Raw genomic sequence first — 22018 nt, 5'->3', positions numbered from 1 at the left:
GGCACCTTCCAAGGCCGCTTGCGTGTCTGCTCCTTCAGGCAGCGACACCCATTACTTCTGGCAGCCAGGGCAGGGAACAGATCCCCAGGTCCTGCCAGTTTTGGGCGCTTCGCCGACCTGATTATACCAGATAAATGGGTCCAGCGACACTATCACTTTACAAGCCTGTTATGATTTCCCCGCAAAAAGGGCATTGTTTAACGCAAAAACGTAAAGACGCAGAGGATTGCCAGAGCGGAATCGGTGTGCGTCTGTGAAATCTGTGCTTTCTGCAGCGGAATCCGTACTGCTCCCTGTTGTATTGGACTGAATATGGAATCAAACCTATGAACCAAACAAGCCATCCCAAACGGGCCCTTCCACGGCCACTGACCACCGCGATCGTTGTCCTGTTGATCCTCTGCAGCTTTGGCGCCGGCAACGTGACCGGCTTCATGGCCCGCTCGGCCCTGGCCCGGGCCGATGAACCGGCCGAGTTCGCCATCTTCTGGGAGGCGTGGGATCTGGTGGTCAACCACTTCGTGGATCAGGAAAAGATCGACTTCCAGGCCATGACCTATGGCGCCATCCAGGGGATGTTGGATTCCCTGGGCGACGAAAACCACACGGTCTTCTTCCCGCCTGATGTGGCCGAGCAGCAGGAAAGCAACCTGGAAGGCAGTTTCGAAGGCATTGGGGCCTACGTGACCCTGGAGGATGGACTCTTCAAAATCGTGGCCCCGATCCACGGCTCGCCGGCCGAGGCAGCCGGCATCGTGGCCGGTGATGTGGTGCTGGCGGTGGATGGCGAAGACATCACCGGCCTGCCGGAATGGGAGGTAATTTCCCGCATCCGGGGCCCGGCAGGCACGACGGTTACCCTCACCGTCCTACACCCCGACAGCGATGAACCGGTGGACATCGCCATCGTGCGCGGGCGCATCGACATCGAGAGCGTCCTCTGGGCCCGCATTCCCGGCACAGATCTGGTTCACCTCCAGATCACCCAGTTTGCCCGGGATACAGGTCAGGAGCTGGTCAATGCCCTGCGGGCCATCGAGGCAGAAAGCGAGGGGGGCGAACCTGTCCGGGGCATCCTCCTGGACCTGCGCAACAACCCGGGTGGGTACCTCCAGGAGGCGCTCCAGGTGGCCAGCCAGTTCCTGGAGCCAGGCCAGGTGATCCTGCACGAACGGGACGCCCAGGGTCAGATCACCACCTACCGGGCGCGCGGGGTCGGGTTGGCCCGCTCCATCCCGCTGATTGTCCTGGTCAATCCCGGGTCGGCCAGCGCGGCCGAGATTGTGGCTGGCGCGCTGCAGGAAAATGGCCGGGCGCGGCTGGTGGGCGAGCCCACCGTGGGCACGGGCACCGTCCTGCGCCCCTTCACCCTGAGCGATGGCTCGGTTCTACGCCTGGGGGTCACCAACTGGCTGACGCCCAACCAGCACCTGATCAAGGGGCAGGGCATTCAGCCGGATGTGGTGGTGGAGCAGAGCACCTCGGTGAAGATGGTTAGCAGCGTGGCCCTGGATGAAATGGATGCCCTGGAGGTTCGACGCCATCCGGATCGCCAGTTCCAGATGGGGCTGCTCCTCTTGCGCTGGAGTGTGCGCAGCGCGGAGCAGGAGGCTGTCACGCCTGCCACGCAGCCATAACCGGCACGACGAGCGGCCAGGAGGACCTCAGGGCTCCCGGTACAGGTTGTGGCTGTAGATGTACTCTTCCACCGCCTTGGGCACCTGGTGGCGAATGGGCTGGCCGCGGCGCACCCGCTCCTGGATGGTATGGCTTGCGATCTCCAGTTCGGGCATGTCCAGGATAATCACCTTTTCCCGAATCCCGGGAAGGGCGGCCTCCAGCTGGTCCCAGTCCAGCTCCACGTCATGGCGGTTGAGGGCTACCAGCTTGCAGTTTTCCACCAGCCAGGCGGCCTCGTGCCAGGTGGGCAGATCCCGCAGGCTGTCCAGGCCCATGAGGAAGTAGATCTCGGCATCCGGCCCGACCCGTTGTCGCACCAGGCGGACCATGTCCGAGGTGTAATGGGGGCCGGGCCGGTCCGCGTCCAGGCGGCTGACGCAGATGTAGTCGATGTCGGCGGTGGCCAGTTCGGCCATGTGGATGCGGTGGGCAACCGGGGTGAGGCGGCGGTTACGCTTGTGGGGTGGATCGCCGGCCGGCACCAGGAAGATGCAATCCAGCTTCAACTGGTACCACGCCTCTTCGGCCAGGATCAGATGGCCAATGTGAATGGGATCGAAGGTTCCTCCGAAGATGCCGATGCGCTTTCGGCGAGGCAAAGTGCCAGCCTCTTCGCCTGCGGGTTGGCAGGCGCCATCCTCTTGGGGCATGGGTTCCTTTTCCTGGTCTGTGTGATGGGGTGCGTCCCACTATTTAGGGCCGCTGGCTGGCAGTTACATGGGTGCACTGCAGTGGGCCCAAGCAAGGGGTACGCACCCTCTGTGATGGTTTGTGGCGTGGATCGATGTCAGGTATCGTAGGCGTTGTCGTAGCCCCAGATCAGCTCCACATCTCCGATGCGGACGGTATCGCCCTCATTGATGCCCGCTTCCCGCAGGGCATCCCGGATGCCCAGGGCCGCCAGGATGCGCTGGAAACGCATGGCAGCCTCGTAGTAGTCCCAGTTGGTCATCTGGGCGGCCCGTTCGATGGCGATCCCTTTCACCTGCCAGACATCGGGTGCCAGCCGGTGGATCTGGAACGCCTTCTCGTCCGGCTCGGGCGTCAGCTCCGGCAGGGGCTCTTCCTCAACCTCCAGAGGAGGCAGGGCGTCCAACATCTGTTGCACCCGGCGCAGCAGCTCGGTCACGTTCTGCCCGGTGACAGCACTGATGTGCATCACGGGCAAGCCCAGGCGCTCCATGTGGGCCTCGACGGCCGGCCAGTGGGCCTGGGCTTCCGGCAGATCCATCTTGTTGAGGACCACGATTTGGGGTTTGTCGGCCAGGGCGGGGTTGAAGAGCACCAGCTCCTGGTTGATGGCCTCGAAGTCGCCCAGGGGATCCGGGCTGGCGCCGTTCAACAGGTGGATCAGCACCCGGGTCCGTTCGATGTGGCGCAAAAACTCCAGGCCCAGCCCCACGCCGTCGTGGGCCCCCTCCAGCAGGCCGGGAATATCGGCCAGCACCATCTGCCGGTGATCCACCTCGGCGACCCCCAAATTGGGCACCACCGTGGTGAAGGGGTAGTCGGCGATCTTGGGCTTGGCCGCGCTGACCACGCTCAACAGGGTGGACTTGCCGGCGTTGGGGACGCCAACGATCCCCACATCCGCGACCAGCTTGAGCTCCAGCTCCAGCCATCGCTCCTGACCGGCCTCCCCTTTTTCAGCCAGCCTGGGGGTCTGGTTCCGGGAGGATTTGAAGGCCACGTTGCCCCGGCCACCCCGGCCACCCCGGGCGACCAGCACTTCCTGGCCCGGCCGGGTCAGGTCGGCCAACACTTCACCGGTTTCGGCATCCCGGACCAGGGTCCCCGGCGGCACTGGGATGCGCAGGTCGGCTCCTGTGGCGCCGGTCTTGTTGGCGCCGCTGCCATGCCCTCCCCGTTCTGCCCGGAAGTGCACCTGGTTCTGGAAGGGGTACAGAGTGTTCAACTCAGGGTCGACCACCAGATAGACGTGGCCGCCCCGGCCGCCACTGCCCCCCGCGGGCCCGCCTCGGGGCACAAACTTTTCCCGGCGGAAGGCGACTACACCGTTGCCGCCATCGCCACCTTTCACATAGATCCGTGCGCGATCGAAGAACATGTTGCCCATTGTAGCCAAGAAAGCATGAATTTTCCAATCTGCAGAGATAGCAACCTGATTTGCCTGATTTGAAGGTCTAATTTGAAAGCCTGATTTGAAGACGAGAAACAAACCATCCATGTTTCCAGAGGAGCGATCATGCCCCACGAAACCCTGACACAGCAACGTCCAAACATCCTCATCATTATCATGGATGACCTGGCATGGGGGGATCTGGCCTGCCATGGCAACCCTTACACCTACACCCCCAACCTGGATCGCCTCTACCAGGAGAGCACCCACCTCACCCGCTACTGTAGCGGTCCCCTCTGTTCACCGGCCCGGGCCAGCCTCATGACCGGCCGCTACCATCTGCGCACCCGGGTGATCGACACCTACTGCGGCCGCTCCATGCTGGATCCGGAAGAGCGGACGCTGGCCCAGGCCCTGCACGACCACGGGTACCGCACCGGTGCGTTCGGCAAGTGGCACCTGGGAGATTGCTACCCCATGCGGGCCATCGACCTGGGTTTCGAAGAGACCCTGACGCATCGGGCCGGCGGCATCGGACAGCCAGGTGACCACCCAGACAACTATCCCCGCTGGCAGACGGACAGCTATTTTGACCCCGTCCTCTATCACAACGGGGAACCCGAACGATATCAGGGCTACTGCACCGACATTTTCACCGATGCCGCCATTGCCTTCATCGAGGAACATCGGGACGAACCTTTCTTTGCCTACCTGGCCACCAATGCGCCCCACTCGCCTCTCATCATCGGCGATGAATGGGCCGATCGCTATCGCCAAATGGGGATCAACGAAACCCATGCCCGCCTCTATGGCATGGTCGAAAATATCGACTGGAACGTGGGACGGCTGTTGAACCGGCTGGACGAGCTTGGCCTCGCCGAGGATACCCTGGTGATCTACACCAGCGACCACGGTCCATGCGGCTCAGCCCGGGATCGGACGGCACCGCCAGGGAAGCAAGATCGCTTCAACGCCGGGCTGCGCGGGATCAAGGGTACCATGTACGAAGGGGGCATCCGGGTTCCCTGCTTCTGGCGTTGGCCCGGCCACTTCGCGGCAGCCCGGGATGTGGATCGGATTTCCCACCCCATCGACGTCTTCCCAACACTGCTGGCGGCCTGCGGCATCCCTCTGCCGACCGATCGGGCTATCGACGGAGTCAACCTGCTGCCGCTGCTCCGTGGGGAACAGGAGCCAGAGAGATGGCCCGAACGTACCATCTTCATGCAGTGGCACAGGGGCGACGTACCGGTTCGCTACCGCAACTACGCGGTGATCACCCAACGCCACAAGCTCCACCGCCCCCACGAAAGCCAACCCGATGAGCTCTACGACCTGGTGGCGGATCCGTATGAGAAGACGAATATCGCCGCCGATCATCCCGAGCTGGTTGCAGAGCTACGGGCCCAGTATGATAACTGGCTGGATGAGATGGCGGCCACCCGAGGCCTGGGCACCTTCGACCCGCCTCCCATCCCCATCGGCACGCGCCACGAAAACCCGGTGCTGCTCACCCAGAACGACTGGCGCATCATCGGCGAGGAGGGATGGAACCAGGACAACCTGCGGGGATACTGGGAGCTGACAGCCAGGCAGGATGGCCCCTATGAAGTCACGGTCCGCTTTCGGCGCGATGTGCCGCCGGGCGTCGTCCACCTGCGGGTAGATGACCGGGAATGGGCGACCCGGGCGGAAACCGGGGAAAATGTCTGCACATTCCCGGACCTGCACTTCCCCAGCGGACGGGTACGGCTGGAAGCCTGGCGCCAGACGGACGAGCCCTGTCCGACGGCCCTCTACAAACGCTTCATCCCCGCGCTCTATGTCCAGGTAAAATGGAACGCCCCCGGCTAGCATGGTCAGCCAGCTTTGGCAGCTTGGGCCGGCCAGGCTGTTGACACGGCGTCAGGGGACGGTATAATTATCGCACGGTTTTGGTCTTGATAGACTCGGGCGTCGGTGGCCACGGCCACTGCCGGCGTGGCAATGGAACGGCGCCCGAGTCTCAACGGAGGCAACATGGACAGGCAGCAGAGGCCACGGCAAGACGGATGAATGGGCTACGTTTGCCAGCCTGCTGGCGCCGCTATGGGTGGATGGGCGTGGCCCTGTTGGTCTTGCTGGCTCTGCTCTGGCGGTGGGGACCGGCGCTCTTACAACTCCTGGAAGATGTGGATCAGCTCAAGGCAGCCATATTGCGCCTGGGCTGGTTCGGTCCTCTGGCCCTGGTCGCCCTCAACGCCCTGCAGATTCTGGTGGCTCCCATTCCCGGCTATGTGGTTCAGATTGCAGCCGGCTATCTCTATGGCCCCCTGTGGGGCGGCATCTGGGGGGGACTGGGCCTGGTGGCCGGTTCGACCCTGGCCATGTGGCTGTCCCGGCACTTTGGCCGTCCCCTGGCTGTGCGCATGGTGGGGGCGGACCGGCTGGAACGATGGGAGCGGGTGACCCACAGCACCGACACCCTGCTCTGGTGCGTCCTGTTGCTGGGCCCCACCGGCGATCTGCCCTACTTCCTTGCTGGCCTTTCCAAGGTATCCATTCCAAAACTGCTGGCCATCACGGTGGTGGTGCGCATGCCCAGCGTTTTTGTGGCGGCAGCAGCAGGCGCTGGCATCATGCTGCTGGAGGGATGGCAGATCGGCCTCGTGATCGGCGTTTTGGCGGGGCTGGTGGTGCTGTTCTTCCGCTACCAGGACAGGCTGGTGAGCTGGTTCGACCGCCGGCTACACAGGCGTTTGCAGGAGAGCCCCCGCTTTCATCGCGACCACCTGGCGGGCCAGGATGGGAACATACTGTCACCGCCGGACTAGGACAGTCTGGCGTCAATACCACGGCAGAAATTCCGGGTGCCCTCTGAGCGCACCACCTCTAGTGGAAACTATCGGCGAATTTCTGCCGGATTTACCAGGGATCGAGGATATGAGTGAACAGAGTTTGATGGAACGCATTGACACCGACCTGCGGCAGGCCATGCGCGAGAAGGACGAAGTGGCCAAGCTGGCGCTGCGGGCGGTTAAGACCGCCATCACCGAAGAGAGCAAAAGCGGCGACGCCCACACCGTGGATGAAGGGCAAATCCTGGCCATTTTACAGCGAGAGGCCAAACGACGCCGGGAGGCCGCAGCCGAATATGAACGACTGGGCGCCCAGGAGCTGGCCGCCAAAGAGCGGGCGGAACTGGCTGTGCTGGAGAAATATCTGCCCAGGCAACTCTCCGACGAAGAGATCGAAGCCCTGGCCCGCCAGGTGATCCAGGAGGTGGGCGCTACCTCCGCCCGGGATATGGGGCGCGTCATGTCGACGCTGATGGAACGGGTGCGGGGCCAGGCAGATGGCAAGCGGGTGAGCCAGGTGGTCCGCCGCCTGCTTTGACGCCGGCCCGAAATGCCCTGTGGAGCGGCAAAGGGGCCAACCGGCGACGAGCAGATCGCCTGAGCCCCTTTGCCCATAAGGAACCCACAATGCTTGCGAGCCTCAAGGCACGTTCAGGTCAATGGCTTGATATTTTCATCACGGCCCTGCTGATCAGCTCTGTGGCCATTTTGCTGGTGGGCCTGCTTTCCTGGCAGATCCCCTTCGGCGTCCAGCTACAGCTGCAGGTGGGCGAAGTGGCGCCCCACGATGTGGTCGCGCCCCGCCAGATCACCTATGAAAGCCAGGTGTTGACCGAACGGGCACGAGAACGGGCCGCCCAGAGTGTCCCCGACCAATACGACACGCCCGACGGCCGGGTCCGACGCCAGCAGGTGGAACGCAGCCGGGAGATCCTGGACTTCATCACCATCGTCCGCAGCGATCCCTACGCCTCGCCAGAGCTCCAGATCGACTACCTGCTGGCCATTGCCGACCTGGATCTGACGCCCGAGCTGGCCCTGGCGATCCTGGAAGCTTCGCCGGAGGAGTGGCAGGCCATTGTGGCGGATGTCCCCCGCACCCTGGACCGGATCATGCGGGAGGAGATCCGGGAAAACACGGTGACCATTGCCCGGCGGCGCGTACCGGCCCTGGTGAGCGCCGAACTGAGTGAAGAGGCCAGCACAATTGTGGCCGAGCTGGTCAAGGCGCTGATCCGCCCCAACAGCCTCTTCAACCAGGCTCGCACAGAGGAATTGCGGGCCAAAGCCCGCAGCGAGGTGCCCGTCCAGCAGGTGACCCTGGAGCGCAACGAGATCATCGTGCGGGCCGGCGACATCGCCACGCCGGAGCAGGTGGAAGCCCTGACCCAGATCGGCCTGATTCAGAGCGAGTGGAACTGGTGGGTCACCGCCCGAGCTATCTTCTTCACCGTGGCGCTGATGACGGTGACCGGCGCCACCCTCTACCGACTACGCCCCCGGACCCTGCGCCATCAGCAAGAACTGGCCATTGTGGTGGTGGTGGTGACCGTGGGGCTACTCGCCGCCAAATTCATGATCGTTCCCCACGACTGGCTGCCCTACCTCTATCCCCTGGCGGCGCTGAGCATGCTGCTGGCCGTGCTCCTCGACGTTCAGGTGGCCGTCGTCGTCACCATGGCCATGGCCCTGGTGGTCCACTACCTGAGCCCCAACAACGTCCCCCTGATCACCTACCTGTGTACCGGGTCCCTGTTGGGCGCTGTCATTTTGGGCCGGGCGGAGCGGCTGTCCGCCTTCCTGTGGGCTGGCATGGCTGTGGTGGGCTGCAATTTGCTGGCGCTGGCCTCCTACCGGGCGCCGTTCACCGATTTCACTGTCCCCAAGTTGCTCCAGCTGCATCTCATCGTCCTGCTCAATGGGGGGCTTTCCGCCAGCGTGGCCCTGATCGGCTACTTTGTGTTGGGCAACTTGTTCGGCATTGCCACCAGCCTCCAGCTGACGGAGCTGAGCCGCCCCACCCATCCGCTCCTACGCCAGTTGCTCCTGAAAGCGTCGGGCACCTATCACCACACCATCATCGTCAGCAACCTGGCGGAACGAGCGGCAGCGGCCATCGGCGCGGATGCCTTCCTGGCCCGGGTCGGCGCCTATTACCATGACATCGGCAAAACGGTGCGCCCCTACTTCTTCGCCGAAAACATCATGGACGGCAGCTCCCCCCACGACAAGCTGGATCCGCTGACCAGCGCGCAGATCATCATCAGCCACGTGGCGGATGGCCTGGATCTGGCCCGTAAATATCATCTGCCGGAACGGATCCAGGACTTCATCCGGGAACATCACGGCCGCTCCCTGGTTCAGTATTTTTACATCCAGGCCCAGAAACAGGCCGAAGGCGAGCCGGTCCGGGAGGAAGATTTCCGCTACCCTGGCCCCAGCCCCCGCAGCAAGGAGACGGCCATCCTGCTGCTGGCCGACACGTGCGAGGCGGCGGTGCGGGCCATGCGCCCGGCCAACCGGGAGGAGTTGGCCCAACTGGTCAACCGCCTCATCGACGAGCGGGTGGCCGATGGGGAACTGGATCACTGCAACCTCACCTTCAAGGAATTGAACACCATCAAAGAAGTCTTCCTCCACGTGCTCCAGGGGGTCCACCACCCGCGGATCAAGTATCCGGAAAACGTGCAGAAAGCCGCTGCGCCAACGCCCGAAACTGCCCCTGCCGGGGGAAATGGCCACCGGGAAGAAGAACCCCGCAGCGGGTCGCCCACCCCATCAGGCACACGCCTGTCCCGCACCGGCGGCGTGGAAGAGCCCGCCAGCATCTGACCATCTGCCCATGAACCACCCCGCCGATCCAGCTTATCAGATTGAGGTCCAGGTCGACGAGCCCTATGCCGGGCAGGTAGATCCGGAAGACCTGACGGCAGCCGTCCAGGCCACCCTGCAGCATGAGGGGGTGGCCACGGCCAGCCTGACCCTGGTCATCACCGGGGACGAGGTGATCCAGGAACTAAACCGGACCTTCCGGGGCGTGGACGCGCCGACCGATGTGCTGAGCTTTCCCAGCCAGGGAGAGGAAGATGGGCTGGCGCTCCCCCCAGAGCTGGCTTCAGAGCTGGCCCACTATTTGGGCGATATTGTCATCGCCCTCCCCTACGCGGCCCGGCAGGCCGCCCACTATCAGACACCCCTGGGCTCTGAATTGCGCCTGCTGACGGTCCACGGTACACTGCACCTGTTGGGCTACGACCACGGCACGCCCGAGGAAAAGGCGGCCATGTGGGCAGCCCAGCGGGCAGTGTTGGCCCTGCTGGGAGAGAAGGATCTGGGGGCACGCTATGACGAGATGGAAAGTGGAGGCTGAGGCCTTGAGGACATCCCAAAATCGCCGCCAACAGGAGGGAACCCTGGCGGCTGTCAGGGTAGATCCAGCTGTGGGGAGCTTCCTGCAGGGGCGCTGGCAGAGTCTACAGGCGGCAGTGGCTGGCGTCCGCTACACCCTGCGTACCCAGCCCAATGCGTGGATCGAGGTGGCGGCTGTGGTGGTCGTGGTCATCGCCGGCGTATGGTTCCGCATCCGCCTGGTGGAGTGGGCCCTGCTGACGTTGACCTTCGGGCTGATCCTGGCCCTGGAGGCCATGAACACGGCAGTGGAAACGGTGGTGGACCTGGTGTCGCCCCAATACCATCCCCTGGCCCGGATTGCCAAGGACGCTGCTGCCGGCGCCCTGTTGATTGCGGTGATGGCCAGCCTGGGCGTTGCCGGTTTTCTGTTCGGCCCCCGGCTCTGGGCGCTCCTGGCCGGTTGAGGGTGACCAGACGTTTCCCTGGAGCCAGGTGCGTCCCCTGGCGGGTACGGGGGGCCATCCCCCCAGGGGGACACACCTGGATAAGTGCAGATTCACTTTACGGGAAGACCACCTTGATGCTGACGTTGGAGGCCTGCACCGCCGGCAACAGGCTTTGGACGGTATCCATCATCACTTCCATGTTGCTGGGATCCGGGCCCAAAATCCCCTCCAGGAGCCCCAACTGGCCGGCCAGCTCCAGCATGTGGTTCACCCGGCCATCAGCCCAGGTGATGTAGGGCAACGTCTTGCCGTTGAGGGAGATGAAGATGCCGTCGCTGTTGGTGGCCAGCCCGATTTCCTGGATGCCGGCCCCACTGGCCGCCTGGATCAGGGCGGGGGGCAGGTTCAACATCTCCCAGGGCATGGGCGCCAACTGCCGCAGATCCGCCTCGCTGAGATCCCCCAGGTTCCAGGTGCCGTCGGCGGCATAGTTGACCACCAGCTGGAAGGTGGGCGGAGATCCCACAGCCGACAGGAACTCCTCCTGGGCAGCTCGGGCTGCGGCTGCGGCTTCGCTGTCTTCCACAACCAGGGGAATGATCTCTTCACCCTGGGGCACGGGGAAGCGCACAATCACGCCGATGCCCAGGTTGCGAATCATGGGGAGCAGCTTGTCCAGCAGGGCAACGCCAGCGCCAAAGGTTTCCAGGGCTTCCGCCGTGGCCACCAGCTTTTCCCCATCCCACGCAATGGAGGGGATGGGCTCACCATTGACCAGGATCAGCAGGCCATCGGCCGTATTATCGATCTGGATATGTTGAATATTGCTGGCCACCAGGTAATCGACCCATTCGGCCGGGACCGTGAATGCGGCCAGGTCCTGGTTGACCAGGCTACCCAACTGGGCCAGGGGAGTCCCCCCCACGCTGGGCTGACCACTGCTGTCAATGTCGATCACCAGGGCCGGCAGATCGATGACCACCTGATCCGGGCTGGCTGCCGCTGCCAGACGCCCCCCGGTGGCCCGGGGACCACAGCCGGCCAACACCAGCAGAGCCACCGCAAGCAACGCCAAAAGACTCAATCGCCCGCTTCGCATGAGATGATCTCCTTTTTGCATTTGTGGTTTTTCCTCCGTTTGGATTGGTCCTCCACTGCGCGTGAAAGAAAGAACGAACAAGGTGTGGGTAAGAAAGGGGTGTACAAGGCAGCAAAACCAGCTGTACGTGGCTATTCTATCATAAAAGGATGGGGCGTACAATCGAATTTTTGGTCTCCCCTCTGCCTCCTGTGAACCATGCCCACTGACTCTCTGACCCAGGCCATCAAACGGGAAGCCCGCCGCTTGGGCTTCGACGACTGCCGGGCGCTGCCCGTCCAAACTGCCCCCCATGCGGATTTCTTCGAGGCCTGGCTGGCAGCAGGTCGGGCCGGCGAGATGACCTATCTGGAGCGCCACCAGGAGAAGCGGCGCCAACCTGCCCTGCTGGCCTCCCCCAAAACGCCCCCCTTCCAGACCATGCTGGTCCTGACGGTCAACTACTACCAGTTCGACTTGCCACCCTCCCTGCGGGACGATCCCAGCCGGGGCATCATCGCCTCCTACGCCTGGGGCGATGACTACCACGAGATCATGCGCCCACTGCTATACGAACTGGATGCCTTCATCCGAACCCAAACAGGCCGCGCCAGCCTGGGCAAAGCCCTGGTGGACACCGGGCCGGTCCTGGAACGGGATTGGGCCCAACAGGCCGGGGTGGGCTTCATGGGCAAAAACTGCTGCCTGATCCACCCCCGCGATGGCAGCTGGCTCTTTCTGGCCACCCTGCTGATTCCTGAACGCCTGACCTACGACCCGCCACCGCAGGCCCTGCCTCCCCACGAGCCCACTGCCCAGGCGGTGATGGCCGGCCTGCCCCCGGACCAGGTCTACGGCCGCTGGTACCTATCCCCACCAGAGACCCCGGAGCGCTCCGTCGTGGCTACCTGCGGACGTTGCACCCGCTGTCTGGATGCCTGCCCGACGGCAGCCTTCGTGGGGCCCTATCACCTGGATCCCCAACGCTGCATCTCCTACTGGACCATTGAAGCCCGGGGGCCGATCCCGCGGGCCCTGCGCGCCCGATTCGGCAATCGCATCTTCGGCTGCGACATCTGCCAGGAAGTGTGCCCCTGGAACCGCCGCCTCTCCCGACAGACGCCGTTGCTGAAGGGGCTGGAGGCCCACGCCGATCGCATCGCGCCGCCCCTGCTGGAAGGCTTCGCGGCGGAGACCCCCTACTGGCTACAGCCAGCGGCCTTTGCCGAACACTTCCGCCACTCGCCGATCCTGCGGGCGGGGCGGGCCGGCATGTTGCGCAACGTCTGCGTAGCGCTGGGCAACTGGGGCGCGGTCGAAGCCATCCCCGCGCTGGGCCAGGCCCTACAGGATCCAGAGCCCCTCCCCCGGGGGCACGCGGCCTGGGCCCTGGGCCGCATCGCCGCCCGGCACCCCCACAGCCAGGCCCGCTCCCTCCTGGCAGCCGCGCTGGAGACCGAGGCCGATCCCTGGGTTCAGGAAGAGATCCACCTGGCCCTGTCCACCCCATCACTTGCCGACGGCCTGTCGCCAGTGTTACACTAGACAACATGTCACAGGCACTTTACCGCAAGTGGCGTAGCCAGACATTCGAAGAAGTGGTCGGGCAGGAACACGTCACCCAAACCCTGCGCAACGCGCTGCGGGATGGGCGGGTGGCTCATGCCTACCTGTTCTCCGGTCCCCGGGGCACGGGCAAAACCTCCACCGCGCGCATCCTGGCCAAGGCCCTCAACTGCACGGCGCCGGCAGAAAGCGAACGCCCCTGCAACCGCTGTCCCACCTGCGTCGCCATCAACGAGGGCCGGATGATCGATCTCATCGAGATCGACGCCGCCAGCAACAACAGCGTGGACGACATCCGGGAACTGCGGGACAAAGTGGGCTTTCGTCCCAGCGAAGGCCGCTACAAAATCTACATCATCGACGAAGTCCACATGCTCAGCGTCAGCGCCTTCAACGCCCTGCTCAAGACGCTGGAGGAGCCGCCCCCCCACGTCCGCTTTGTCCTGGCCACCACCGAGCCCCACAAGATCCCGGCCACGGTCCTGAGCCGCTGCCAGCGGTTCGACTTCCGCCGCATCCCCGCGCCGGAGATTGCCGGCCACCTGCGGCACATCGTGGAGGCCGAAGGCTTTGAGGCCGAGGACGAGGCGCTGCTGGCCATTGCCCGCAGCGCGCAGGGCTGTATGCGGGACGCGGTGAGCCTGCTGGACCAGATGCTCAGCACGGGCGTCCACACCGTCACCCTGGCCCAGGTTCAACAGGCCCTGGGGGCCGTGAACACCGAAGCCGTGGCCCAACTGGTGGACGCGCTGGCGGCGAAGGACGTGCGCGCCGGCCTGAAGTTGATCCAGCAGCTGGTGACTGAAGGCGCCAGCCTGACCGAGTTCACCCAGCAGGTCATCGAGCACCTGCGGGGGGTGATGCTCCTGCAGATGGCAGACGAGCCGGCACTGCTGAGCGACCTTCCCCAGGAGATGATCCGGCGCATGCAGCAGCAGGCCCGGCAACTTTCCCGCCCCCTGACCCTCTTCGCGGTGAAGCGGCTCAGCCAGGCCCTGCCCGAGCTAAAAGGAAGTTTCCAACCCCAGCTTCCCCTGGAGCTGGCCTTCATTGAAATGGTGGAGGGGCCGCCTGTGGCAGCCGCCCCGGCGGACGTGCCCCCCCAACGGCCAGCCGAGACGCCGGCCCGCGCCGCGGCCAGCCCTACAGAAGCCGCGCCGGAAAGCGCGAAACCCGCGCCGGCCACCGAGTCGGCTGCCGAAGCGGCGCCCCAGGCCCCGGTGGCCGATCCGGACGCGGTCAAGCGGCTGCGGGCACGCTGGCGAGAATTCCTGTCGGTGATCCGCGAGCAGTGTGGCTTTCAAATCCAGGCCGCGCTCAACTCGGTGCGGGACATCGCCATCGCGGAACAGGGGGTGGCCCTGGCCTTCGGCAACAACCAGTTTGCCCGGGACATGGTGGCCCGGCCGGATACCCTGCAGAAGGTCAGCCGCATTTTCTCAGAATACCTGGGGCGCCCCGTCCAGGTGGAGTGTCAGATGGGAGAACAGGCACGCCTGTCCCTGAGCCTGTCCGCTGGCCAAAGCGGAGACGCAGCAGACGCCGGCGACACCCTGGATCCACTGGTGGAGTACGCCATCAACGATCTGGGCGCAGAAGTGGTAGAATAGGGACAGACTCGTCAATTCGATCCAAAGGAGCAAAGCATGGCCAAAAAGCGCAAACATAGCGGGCCCCGTCCCTCCCGCGGCGGCATCCCAGGGATGGGCGGTGGTGGTCTCGGCAACCTGATGGCCCAGATGCAGAAGCTGCAGGAGGAGATGGAAAAGACCCAGGCCGCCCTCCAGGAGGAAGAATTCACCGTGAGCGTGGGCGGCGGCGCGGTTACCATCGTAGCCACCGGCGAGCCCCGGCTGCGGTCCGTGACCATCAATCCGGAGGTAGTGAACGCCGACGATGTGGAGATGTTGCAGGACCTGATCCTGACCGCCGTCAACGATGTCCTCCAGAAGGCCCAGGATCTCCAGGAAGAACGCATGGGGGGACTGACCGGCGGGCTGGGTTTGCCGCCGGGGTTGGGTCTTTGAGATCAACGGAGAGCCCTTTGGGCGCGCCACACATATGCAGCCACTAGCCGAGCCCATCACCAAGTTGATCGACGCCTTCAGCCAGCTGCCGGGGATCGGTCCCAAGACGGCCAGCCGCCTGACCTATTTCCTGCTGCGCAGCGATGAATCCATTGCGCTCAACCTGGCCCAGGCCTTGCAGGAGCTGAAGGCCAACACCCTCTTCTGCAGCGTCTGCTTCAACATCGCAGACCGGGATCCCTGCGCCATCTGCGCCGATCCCCAGCGGGATCATGCCCTGATCTGCATTGTGGAAGAGCCCCTGGACGTGCAGGCCATTGAGCGCACTCGGGAATACCACGGCGTCTACCACGTCCTTCACGGCGCCATCTCCCCGGTGGAAGGGGTCGGCCCGGACGATCTCAAGATCGCGGAGCTGCTGGCCCGCATCCAGGCGAGCTCCACGGGCGCCGAAGGAGAAGGAAGGGTGCCCATCCGGGAAGTTCTTCTGGCCACCAACCCCAACCTGGAAGGGGAGGCCACGGCCATGTACATCGCTCGCCTGATCAAGCCCCTGGGCATCCGGGTCACCCGGCTGGCCCGGGGCCTGCCCATGGGCGGCGACCTGGAGTACGCAGACGAAGTGACCCTGGGACGTGCCCTGGCCGGCCGCAGCGAAATTTAGGGGGGGCTATGATTGACACAAAACCGGCCAAACTCCAGACCCTGAAAAAAGCATGGCAGGAGACGGTCCTCGCCCCGCAACTTCAGCGCTACCCGGAACGGCGGGCCCGTTTCACCACCAGCAGCGACGATATCGAGGTCCAGCCCCTCTACACGCCGGACGACCTGGGGCTGCACGACGAAGCCACCGCGGCATACTACCTGGAACGGCTTGGCTTCCCCGGCGAATACCCCTACACCCGGGGCGTGCAGCCCAACATGTATCGGGGGCGTCTTTGGACCATGCGCCAGTACGCGGGCTTCGGCACGGCCCAGGAAAGCAACCGGCGCTACAAATACCTGATCGAGCAGGGGCAGACCGGTCTTTCGGTGGCCTTTGACCTGCCCACCCAGATCGGCTACGACGCGGACCACGACTTCGCCGAGGGGGAAGTGGGCAAGGTGGGCGTCTCCATCAGCAGCCTGCAGGACATGGAAACCCTGCTGGATGGCATCCCCCTGGACCGGGTCAGCATCAGCATGACCATCAACGCACCGGCCGCCATCCTGCTGGCCATGGTCATCGCCGTGGCCAAAAAGCAGGGCGTCTCCCTGAATCAACTGCGGGGCACCGTCCAGAACGATATCCTCAAGGAGTACATCGCCCGGGGCACCTACATCTTCCCCCCTGCCCCGTCCATGCGCCTGATCACGGACATCTTCCGTTTCTGCGCCGCCCACGTGCCCAAGTGGAACACCATTTCCATCAGCGGCTATCACATTCGAGAGGCGGGCAGCACCGCCGTCCAGGAGGTGGCCTTCACCCTGGCCAACGGCATCGAGTACGTGAAGCAGGCCATCCGGGCCGGCCTCAACGTGGACAGCTTTGCCCGGCAGCTCAGCTTCTTCTTCAACGCCCACAACAACTTCCTGGAGGAGATCGCCAAGTTCCGGGCGGCCCGGCGGCTGTGGGCCCGCATCATGCGGGAGCGCTTCGGCGCCCAAAACCCGGACAGCTGGCGACTGCGCTTCCACACCCAGACCGGCGGCAGCACCCTGACGGCCCAGCAGCCGGACAACAACATCGTCCGGGTCACCATCCAGGCCCTGGCCGCGGTCCTGGGCGGCACCCAGAGCCTGCATACCAACAGCAAGGACGAGGCCCTGGCTCTGCCCACCGAAAAGGCCGTGGAGATCGCGCTCCGCACCCAACAGATCATCGCCTACGAAAGCGGCGTAGCCGACACGGTGGATCCCCTGGGCGGGGCCTACTACATCGAGTGGCTCACCGACGAGATTGAACGCCAGGCCACTGCCTACATCCAGCGCATCGACGAACTGGGCGGCGCCCTGCAGGCCGTGGAGGAAGGTTTCATTCAGCGAGAGATCCAGGAGGCCGCCTATCGAACCCAGCGGGCCATCGAGGCAGGCGACCAGGTGGTGGTGGGCGTCAACCGATTCCAGACGGACGAGCCCCCGTTGGATGAACTGCTGCGGGTGGATGAAAGCGTCCGGGAAGCCCAGATCCAGGCCCTGGCCGACCTTCGGCAGCGCCGGGACAATGGCCGCGTCCAGGCCATCCTGCAGCGGATCGAGGCCGCGGCCCGGCAGCCGGAAGCCCTCCTGATGCCTCTCCTGATCGAGGCGGTGGAATGCTACGCCACCCTGGGCGAAATTTGTGACGCCCTGCGCCGGGTCTTCGGCGAATACACCCCGGAAAGCTGGATCTGACCATGTTTCGCAGACTCGACCATGTGGGCATCGTGGTCCACGACCTGGAGGCCAGCATCCAGACCTACTGCCAGCAGTTGGGTTTCACCCTCCTCAGCCGGGTCTCCATCCCCGAACAGCTGGTGGAGGCAGCCTTTCTGGATGGTGGCAACAGTACCATCGAACTGATCGCCCCGACGGATACGACCAGCGGCACCGCCCGCTTTCTGGCCAATCGGGGGGAGGGCACCCATCACGTCTGCTATGAGGTGGATGACATTGAGGCGGCCCTGAAGACCCTGCAGGAACGGGGCCTGCGCCTGATCGACGAAACGCCCCGCCGTGGCGTCCACGGGCTGGTGGCCTTCGTCCACCCCAAGGCCGCCCACGGCGTGATGATCGAATTGTTGCAGAAAGACAGCCACGCCCATTAGCAGGGGCATGGCTGTCTGAACCCCACAGGGGTTGAGCCATAAGGAGCTGACATGGAGAACCAACTAACCCCAGAGCTGTGCCGCGAGTACTTGAAGGCGGTCATCGATCCCGAGATCTACCAGAACATCGTCGACCTGGGATTGGTCTACGACATTCAGGTGGATGAGGGCAACGGGGTGGTGGTGACCATGACCCTGACCACGCCCCATTGCCCCATGGGCCCCCAGATCATCGAAAACGTGGAACAGACCCTGCGGAGCAAAGGAGCCAGCGCGGTCCAGGTCAACATCGTCTGGGAACCCATGTGGACGCCCGCGGCCATGACCGAAGAACTCCAGCGGGAATTGGGCCTGCTGGAGGAGCCAGAACCGGAGCCGGAGCTGGCCATTGAGCTGCCTCCTCCCCCGCCGCCCAAGAAAAAAGGCCTGATTCGCCGCCTCTTGGGCCTCTGAAGCTCCATTGTCCCAATCATCCGGTTTGGTGCGTCTCCTCTAAAAAAAGCGGCGGCAGCAGGAAATCTCCCCTGAGTCCCGCGGGGGACGCACCCCATCCTGTCAACGTCGAATGCTTCATGGCATCCGTGAGCTATGACTTCCGGCCTCCCCAATGGCGTCCCCCGGATCAACTGTACAGTCAGACTGCCGCCCTGGTGGCCGGAACCCTACTCTGGTGTGGGCTCTACGGCTGGATCGGCTGGCACCTTTGGCACGACCGCTTTCCCCTGGCGAACCGGCTCAACCTGGCGCTGATGCTGGGCTGCATCGGCCTGGGGGTGGCCATCGCCCTGGGCTGGCGGACGACGTTGCAACGGTGGCGGGCGCGCTGGCGTTCCACGGCCTGGCCGGCCCTCAATCTGGAACAGCTCCAGCGCCTCTCGCCCTCGGAATTCGAAGAGTACGTGGCCCAGCGTATCTTTGCCCGCCAGGGTTACCGGGTCCACAACACGCCGGATGTGCGCGATGGTGGGATCGATATCCTGGTCTTCGACGAACGAGGCCGTCAGGCCGTTGTCCAGTGTAAGCGCTATCGGGGTACCGTGGGCGAGGCGGTGGTGCGGGATCTGTACGGCACCATGATCCACGCCGGCGCCGCCCAGGCCTACCTGGTCACGACCGGTCAGGTCAGCGAAGCGGCCCGCCGGTGGGCCGCGGGCAAGCCCATCGGCCTCATCGATGGCCCCCTGTTGGTTCGGCTGGCCCAGGCCGAACCGGTTTCCATCCCTGCTTCTCCAGCAAGCCTTGAGAGGTGAACCAATGGCCCATCTTCCCCTCATTTTCGCCCACCGGGGTGCCAGCGCGGCGGCACCCGAAAACACCCTGCCGGCCTTTGCCCGGGCCCTGGAGCTGGGCAGCGACGGCATCGAGCTAGACGTCCAGTGCAGCAAGGACGGGCGGCTGGTGGTCATCCATGACTTCGAGGTGGACAAAACGACCGGCGCGCATGGACGGGTGCGGGAGTTCACCGCTGCCGAGCTGGCCCGCATGGACGCGGGCAGCCACTTCAACCCCGCCTTTGCCGGCACCGGCATTCCCCTCCTGGACGACGTCCTGGATCTGGTGGGCGACCGCTGCCTGATCAACGTGGAGATCAAAAGCCTGGATCCCATGGGCGGCGATGAGGTGGATCTGCTGGCCGCCCTGATCCGCCAGCGCAATCTCTACGACCAGGTGATCGTCTCGTCCTTCAACCCCATCTCCCTGATCAAAATGCGCTGGAGCGATGCCCGGGTGCGCCTGGGGCTGCTCTACGGCCGAGAGTTGCCCCCCTACCTGCAGCAGGCCTGGCTCAGCCCTATCATCCGGCCCGAAGCGCTCCATCCCCACTTCAGCCTGGTCAACGAAGGCACCATGGAGCATGCCCGTGCCCACGGCTGTGCCGTCAACGTCTGGACGGTCAACGACGTGGCGGAGGCCCGCCGTCTGGCTGCCCTGGGGGTGGACAGCATCATCACCGACGTGCCGGATCAGATTCGGGCGGGATTGCGGGCGGCGGCGTAAGGGCTGGCCCCAAGGGAGGAACCCATGCGCGCCTTGACCGACCGCTGGCGGGACGAATTCCCCGGCCTCAGCCACACCACCTACCTGAACACCTGCTCCCTGGGCCAATTGAGCCGGCGCAGCCGGACCGCGGTGTACCAGTTCCTGGAGCTCTGGATGCGCTATGGCGCCAGCGCCTGGTATGAGACGTGGACCGGGGAAGTGGCCGAGGCCCGGGCCCGTTTTGCCCGGCTGATCCATGCCCAGCCCCACGAAGTGGCCCTCCTGCCCAACATCAGCGTGGCCCTGAGCGTCATTGCCAGCAGCCTGGACTACCGGCAGCGGCCCGAAGTGGTGTTGACGGAGATGGACTTCCCCACCCTGCCCTACCAGTGGCTGGCCCGGGAACGGGAGGGCGCGCGGGTTCGCTTCCTCCCCTCACCAGACCGCATCAGCGTGCCCCTGACAGCCTTTGCCGACGCCATCGGTCCCCAGACGGCCCTGGTAGCCACCAGCCATGTCTTCTTCACCAGCGGCTGGATCCAGGACATGACGGCCGTCAGCGCGCTGGCCCACATGCACGGCGCCCTCAGCCTCTTCGATGGCTATCAGGCGGCCGGCCAGATCCCCGTGGATGTCAAGGCCGCGGATGTGGACATTTACCTGAGCGGCGGCCTGAAGTGGCTGTTGGGCGGCCCGGGTGTGGTCTTCATGTACGTGAAGGAATCCCTGATCGAACGGCTGGAGCCCACCACCACTGGCTGGTTCGCCAGCGAAAACATGTTCCAGTTCGACCCTTACCACTTTGACCGCGCGAGGGATGCCCGCCGCTTCGAGACGGGCACGCCCGCCATGGCGGCGGTCTACGCGGCCAACGCCGGCATGGGCATCATCGAGGAAATTGGTGTGGATTCGGTCCGTGCCCGGACCCAGGAACTGGTCGCCACCCTGGTGGGGGAGCTGCGGGCGGCCGGGTTCCAGCCCCGGGTGCCGGACGACCTGGAGCGTCATGGGGGCATCGTCATGGTGCCCCTGGCGGATCCGCCGTCCGTGGTCCAGGCGCTGGCCCGCCAGTACAACATCATCGTGGATGCCCGTCCCGGCGCCCTGCGCATCAGCCCCTATTTCTACAACACCGAAGAGGAGCTCCGCTACCTGGTGGACAGCCTGGTGACCATCCTGGCCCAATCGCCATCAACCCAACAGCCATCATGACGACAGCAACAGCGCCTGGCAAGATCATCCTCGTGGGCGAACATGCGGTGGTCTATGGCCGGCCGGCCATCGCCGCGCCGGTCTGGGGGGTGGTGGCCACAGCCCATATCCAGGAGCGCGGCGAGGAGACAGCGGGGGAGCACGGCTGCGTGATCGTGGCTCGGGACGTGGGGTTAACCCTGCGCCTGCGGGATGCGCCGCCGGATCAGCCCCTGGCCTGTGTGGTCCGCAGGACCCTTCAGGCCCTGGCCTTACCCCCTGACCCCAACTGGCGCATCGAGCTGACCAGCCAGTTGCCCATTGCCGGGGGCATGGGAAGCGGCGCTGCCCTCAGCGCCGCCCTGGTGCGGGCCATCTTCCAGCATGTGGGCCGGGCCCCCACGCCGGAGGAGGTCAGCGGGTTGGTCTATGTCAGCGAGGAGCTGTACCACGGCACACCCAGCGGCATCGACAATACGGTGGTGGCCTGGGGCCAGCCCATCTGGTTTGTGCGCGGCCAGCCGCCAGAGGTCATCCGGCCAGGTAGGGCTTTCACGGTGGCCATTGCCATGAGCGGCATTCCCAGCCCCACCCGGGAGACGGTGGCCCATGTTCGCAGCCGCTGGCAGCAGGATCGGGCTCGCTATGAAGGCTGGTTCGATGCCATCGGTGAGCTGGCGGTGGCAGCCCGGCGGGCCATTGAGGCCGGCGACGTGACAGCTTTGGGGTCGCTATTCGACGACAACCAGGCGTTGCTGGCTCGCCTGGAGGTGAGTTCACCACCCCTGGAGCGGTTGATCCAGGCAGCCCGGGAGGCTGGTGCACTGGGCGCCAAACTCAGCGGCGGCGGGCGAGGGGGGAACATTATCGCCCTGGTGGATCCAGATCGGGCGAAGGCAGTCAAGAAGGCCCTCGTGGCCGCCGGCGCCACTCAGGTTGTAATCACGACGGTTGGAGGGGCGGAATCTTGACGAAGAAAGCAGGCCGGCGCCCCGC

21 protein-coding genes are annotated in these 22018 nt (G+C 64.7%); 18 read left to right on the top strand and 3 right to left on the bottom strand.

What is annotated here, in order from left to right:
* Positions 1-326: 326 nt before the first annotated feature.
* On the top strand, positions 327-1637 hold the full coding sequence (locus tag FKZ61_RS12595; protein WP_141610476.1) for a S41 family peptidase: 1311 nt from the start codon (positions 327-329) through the stop codon (positions 1635-1637).
* 27 nt (positions 1638-1664) lie between these two features.
* Here FKZ61_RS12595 and nadD read toward each other — a convergent pair whose 3' ends face one another.
* Together nadD and obgE are read right to left on the bottom strand one after the other, a co-directional pair.
* Complete coding sequence (gene nadD, locus FKZ61_RS12590; protein WP_141610475.1) at positions 1665-2330, bottom strand: nicotinate-nucleotide adenylyltransferase; 666 nt, start codon at positions 2328-2330, stop codon at positions 1665-1667.
* A 137-nt stretch (positions 2331-2467) separates the two neighbouring features.
* Entirely contained in the window at positions 2468-3748 is a 1281-nt protein-coding gene (obgE, locus tag FKZ61_RS12585) for a GTPase ObgE (protein ID WP_141610474.1), read from the bottom strand.
* Positions 3749-3886: 138 nt separating this feature from the next.
* Here obgE and FKZ61_RS12580 point away from each other — a divergent pair, with 138 nt between their 5' ends.
* The 6 genes from FKZ61_RS12580 (at position 3887) to FKZ61_RS12555 (ending at position 10412) form a co-directional block, all read left to right on the top strand.
* Positions 3887-5614 (top strand): sulfatase-like hydrolase/transferase, encoded by a 1728-nt coding sequence (locus FKZ61_RS12580; protein WP_141610473.1) that lies wholly within the window; start codon positions 3887-3889, stop codon positions 5612-5614.
* Between the two features lie 197 nt (positions 5615-5811).
* Entirely contained in the window at positions 5812-6573 is a 762-nt protein-coding gene (locus tag FKZ61_RS12575; RefSeq protein WP_141610472.1) for a TVP38/TMEM64 family protein, read from the top strand.
* 109 nt (positions 6574-6682) lie between these two features.
* Positions 6683-7135 carry a GatB/YqeY domain-containing protein gene (locus tag FKZ61_RS12570; protein ID WP_141610471.1) on the top strand — a complete coding sequence of 151 codons (453 nt, stop codon included), beginning with the start codon at positions 6683-6685 and terminating at the stop codon, positions 7133-7135.
* Positions 7136-7224: 89 nt separating this feature from the next.
* Positions 7225-9429: an HD family phosphohydrolase gene (locus FKZ61_RS12565; RefSeq protein ID WP_141610470.1), complete on the top strand. Its 2205-nt coding sequence runs from the start codon at positions 7225-7227 to the stop codon at positions 9427-9429.
* Positions 9430-9439: 10 nt separating this feature from the next.
* Complete coding sequence (gene ybeY / locus FKZ61_RS12560; RefSeq protein ID WP_170199635.1) at positions 9440-9967, top strand: rRNA maturation RNase YbeY; 528 nt, start codon at positions 9440-9442, stop codon at positions 9965-9967.
* 4 nt (positions 9968-9971) lie between these two features.
* Positions 9972-10412 (top strand): diacylglycerol kinase family protein, encoded by a 441-nt coding sequence (locus FKZ61_RS12555; protein WP_211358535.1) that lies wholly within the window; start codon positions 9972-9974, stop codon positions 10410-10412.
* A 97-nt stretch (positions 10413-10509) separates the two neighbouring features.
* On the opposite strand, the gene FKZ61_RS12550 is transcribed toward FKZ61_RS12555, so the two are convergent.
* Positions 10510-11493, bottom strand: coding sequence for a hypothetical protein (locus tag FKZ61_RS12550; RefSeq protein ID WP_141610467.1), 984 nt, complete (start codon positions 11491-11493; stop codon positions 10510-10512).
* Between the two features lie 198 nt (positions 11494-11691).
* Here FKZ61_RS12550 and FKZ61_RS12545 point away from each other — a divergent pair, with 198 nt between their 5' ends.
* The 11 genes from FKZ61_RS12545 to mvk all read left to right on the top strand — a co-directional run bounded on the left by FKZ61_RS12545 (position 11692) and on the right by mvk (position 21993).
* On the top strand, positions 11692-13017 hold the full coding sequence (locus FKZ61_RS12545) for an epoxyqueuosine reductase (RefSeq protein ID WP_141610466.1): 1326 nt from the start codon (positions 11692-11694) through the stop codon (positions 13015-13017).
* A gap of 5 nt (positions 13018-13022) precedes the next feature.
* Positions 13023-14648 (top strand): DNA polymerase III subunit gamma/tau, encoded by a 1626-nt coding sequence (gene dnaX, locus FKZ61_RS12540; RefSeq protein WP_141610465.1) that lies wholly within the window; start codon positions 13023-13025, stop codon positions 14646-14648.
* Between the two features lie 36 nt (positions 14649-14684).
* The gene (locus FKZ61_RS12535) at positions 14685-15065 is read left to right on the top strand and encodes a YbaB/EbfC family nucleoid-associated protein (RefSeq protein ID WP_141610464.1); all 381 of its coding nucleotides are present in this window, start codon (positions 14685-14687) and stop codon (positions 15063-15065) included.
* A 34-nt stretch (positions 15066-15099) separates the two neighbouring features.
* The gene (recR, locus tag FKZ61_RS12530; protein ID WP_141610463.1) at positions 15100-15729 is read left to right on the top strand and encodes a recombination mediator RecR; all 630 of its coding nucleotides are present in this window, start codon (positions 15100-15102) and stop codon (positions 15727-15729) included.
* Positions 15730-15737: 8 nt separating this feature from the next.
* Positions 15738-17438, top strand: coding sequence for an acyl-CoA mutase large subunit family protein (locus tag FKZ61_RS12525; protein WP_141610462.1), 1701 nt, complete (start codon positions 15738-15740; stop codon positions 17436-17438).
* A 2-nt stretch (positions 17439-17440) separates the two neighbouring features.
* On the top strand, positions 17441-17851 hold the full coding sequence (mce, locus tag FKZ61_RS12520; protein WP_141610461.1) for a methylmalonyl-CoA epimerase: 411 nt from the start codon (positions 17441-17443) through the stop codon (positions 17849-17851).
* Positions 17852-17902: 51 nt separating this feature from the next.
* The gene (locus FKZ61_RS12515) at positions 17903-18304 is read left to right on the top strand and encodes a metal-sulfur cluster assembly factor (RefSeq protein WP_141610460.1); all 402 of its coding nucleotides are present in this window, start codon (positions 17903-17905) and stop codon (positions 18302-18304) included.
* A 119-nt stretch (positions 18305-18423) separates the two neighbouring features.
* Positions 18424-19101: a restriction endonuclease gene (locus FKZ61_RS12510; RefSeq protein WP_141610459.1), complete on the top strand. Its 678-nt coding sequence runs from the start codon at positions 18424-18426 to the stop codon at positions 19099-19101.
* A gap of 4 nt (positions 19102-19105) precedes the next feature.
* On the top strand, positions 19106-19849 hold the full coding sequence (locus FKZ61_RS12505; RefSeq protein ID WP_170199633.1) for a glycerophosphodiester phosphodiesterase: 744 nt from the start codon (positions 19106-19108) through the stop codon (positions 19847-19849).
* 24 nt (positions 19850-19873) lie between these two features.
* A complete protein-coding gene (locus FKZ61_RS12500) occupies positions 19874-21043 on the top strand; it encodes an aminotransferase class V-fold PLP-dependent enzyme (RefSeq protein ID WP_141610457.1) in 1170 nt (389 codons plus the stop codon).
* Positions 21040-21993 (top strand): mevalonate kinase, encoded by a 954-nt coding sequence (gene mvk, locus FKZ61_RS12495; RefSeq protein WP_141610456.1) that lies wholly within the window; start codon positions 21040-21042, stop codon positions 21991-21993. Before FKZ61_RS12500 ends, mvk begins: the two co-directional genes overlap by 4 nt.
* Positions 21994-22018 lie beyond the last annotated feature (25 nt).

This window comes from Litorilinea aerophila, assembly GCF_006569185.2.
GTDB lineage: Bacteria > Chloroflexota > Anaerolineae > Caldilineales > Caldilineaceae > Litorilinea > Litorilinea aerophila.
This window is presented reverse-complemented; position numbering and strand designations above follow the sequence as displayed.

What these genes read in the sequence shown, in the direction of transcription:
- FKZ61_RS12595 (WP_141610476.1), top strand. Translation starts at nt 327, where the DNA reads ATGAACCAAACAAGCCATCCCAAACGGGCCCTTCCACGGCCACTGACC.
- nadD (WP_141610475.1), bottom strand. Translation starts at nt 2,330, where the DNA reads ATGCCCCAAGAGGATGGCGCCTGCCAACCCGCAGGCGAAGAGGCTGGC.
- obgE (WP_141610474.1), bottom strand. Translation starts at nt 3,748, where the DNA reads ATGTTCTTCGATCGCGCACGGATCTATGTGAAAGGTGGCGATGGCGGC.
- FKZ61_RS12580 (WP_141610473.1), top strand. Translation starts at nt 3,887, where the DNA reads ATGCCCCACGAAACCCTGACACAGCAACGTCCAAACATCCTCATCATT.
- FKZ61_RS12575 (WP_141610472.1), top strand. Translation starts at nt 5,812, where the DNA reads ATGAATGGGCTACGTTTGCCAGCCTGCTGGCGCCGCTATGGGTGGATG.
- FKZ61_RS12570 (WP_141610471.1), top strand. Translation starts at nt 6,683, where the DNA reads ATGAGTGAACAGAGTTTGATGGAACGCATTGACACCGACCTGCGGCAG.
- FKZ61_RS12565 (WP_141610470.1), top strand. Translation starts at nt 7,225, where the DNA reads ATGCTTGCGAGCCTCAAGGCACGTTCAGGTCAATGGCTTGATATTTTC.
- ybeY (WP_170199635.1), top strand. Translation starts at nt 9,440, where the DNA reads ATGAACCACCCCGCCGATCCAGCTTATCAGATTGAGGTCCAGGTCGAC.
- FKZ61_RS12550 (WP_141610467.1), bottom strand. Translation starts at nt 11,493, where the DNA reads ATGCGAAGCGGGCGATTGAGTCTTTTGGCGTTGCTTGCGGTGGCTCTG.
- FKZ61_RS12545 (WP_141610466.1), top strand. Translation starts at nt 11,692, where the DNA reads ATGCCCACTGACTCTCTGACCCAGGCCATCAAACGGGAAGCCCGCCGC.
- dnaX (WP_141610465.1), top strand. Translation starts at nt 13,023, where the DNA reads ATGTCACAGGCACTTTACCGCAAGTGGCGTAGCCAGACATTCGAAGAA.
- FKZ61_RS12535 (WP_141610464.1), top strand. Translation starts at nt 14,685, where the DNA reads ATGGCCAAAAAGCGCAAACATAGCGGGCCCCGTCCCTCCCGCGGCGGC.
- recR (WP_141610463.1), top strand. Translation starts at nt 15,100, where the DNA reads ATGCAGCCACTAGCCGAGCCCATCACCAAGTTGATCGACGCCTTCAGC.
- FKZ61_RS12525 (WP_141610462.1), top strand. Translation starts at nt 15,738, where the DNA reads ATGATTGACACAAAACCGGCCAAACTCCAGACCCTGAAAAAAGCATGG.
- mce (WP_141610461.1), top strand. Translation starts at nt 17,441, where the DNA reads ATGTTTCGCAGACTCGACCATGTGGGCATCGTGGTCCACGACCTGGAG.
- FKZ61_RS12515 (WP_141610460.1), top strand. Translation starts at nt 17,903, where the DNA reads ATGGAGAACCAACTAACCCCAGAGCTGTGCCGCGAGTACTTGAAGGCG.
- FKZ61_RS12510 (WP_141610459.1), top strand. Translation starts at nt 18,424, where the DNA reads ATGGCATCCGTGAGCTATGACTTCCGGCCTCCCCAATGGCGTCCCCCG.
- FKZ61_RS12505 (WP_170199633.1), top strand. Translation starts at nt 19,106, where the DNA reads ATGGCCCATCTTCCCCTCATTTTCGCCCACCGGGGTGCCAGCGCGGCG.
- FKZ61_RS12500 (WP_141610457.1), top strand. Translation starts at nt 19,874, where the DNA reads ATGCGCGCCTTGACCGACCGCTGGCGGGACGAATTCCCCGGCCTCAGC.
- mvk (WP_141610456.1), top strand. Translation starts at nt 21,040, where the DNA reads ATGACGACAGCAACAGCGCCTGGCAAGATCATCCTCGTGGGCGAACAT.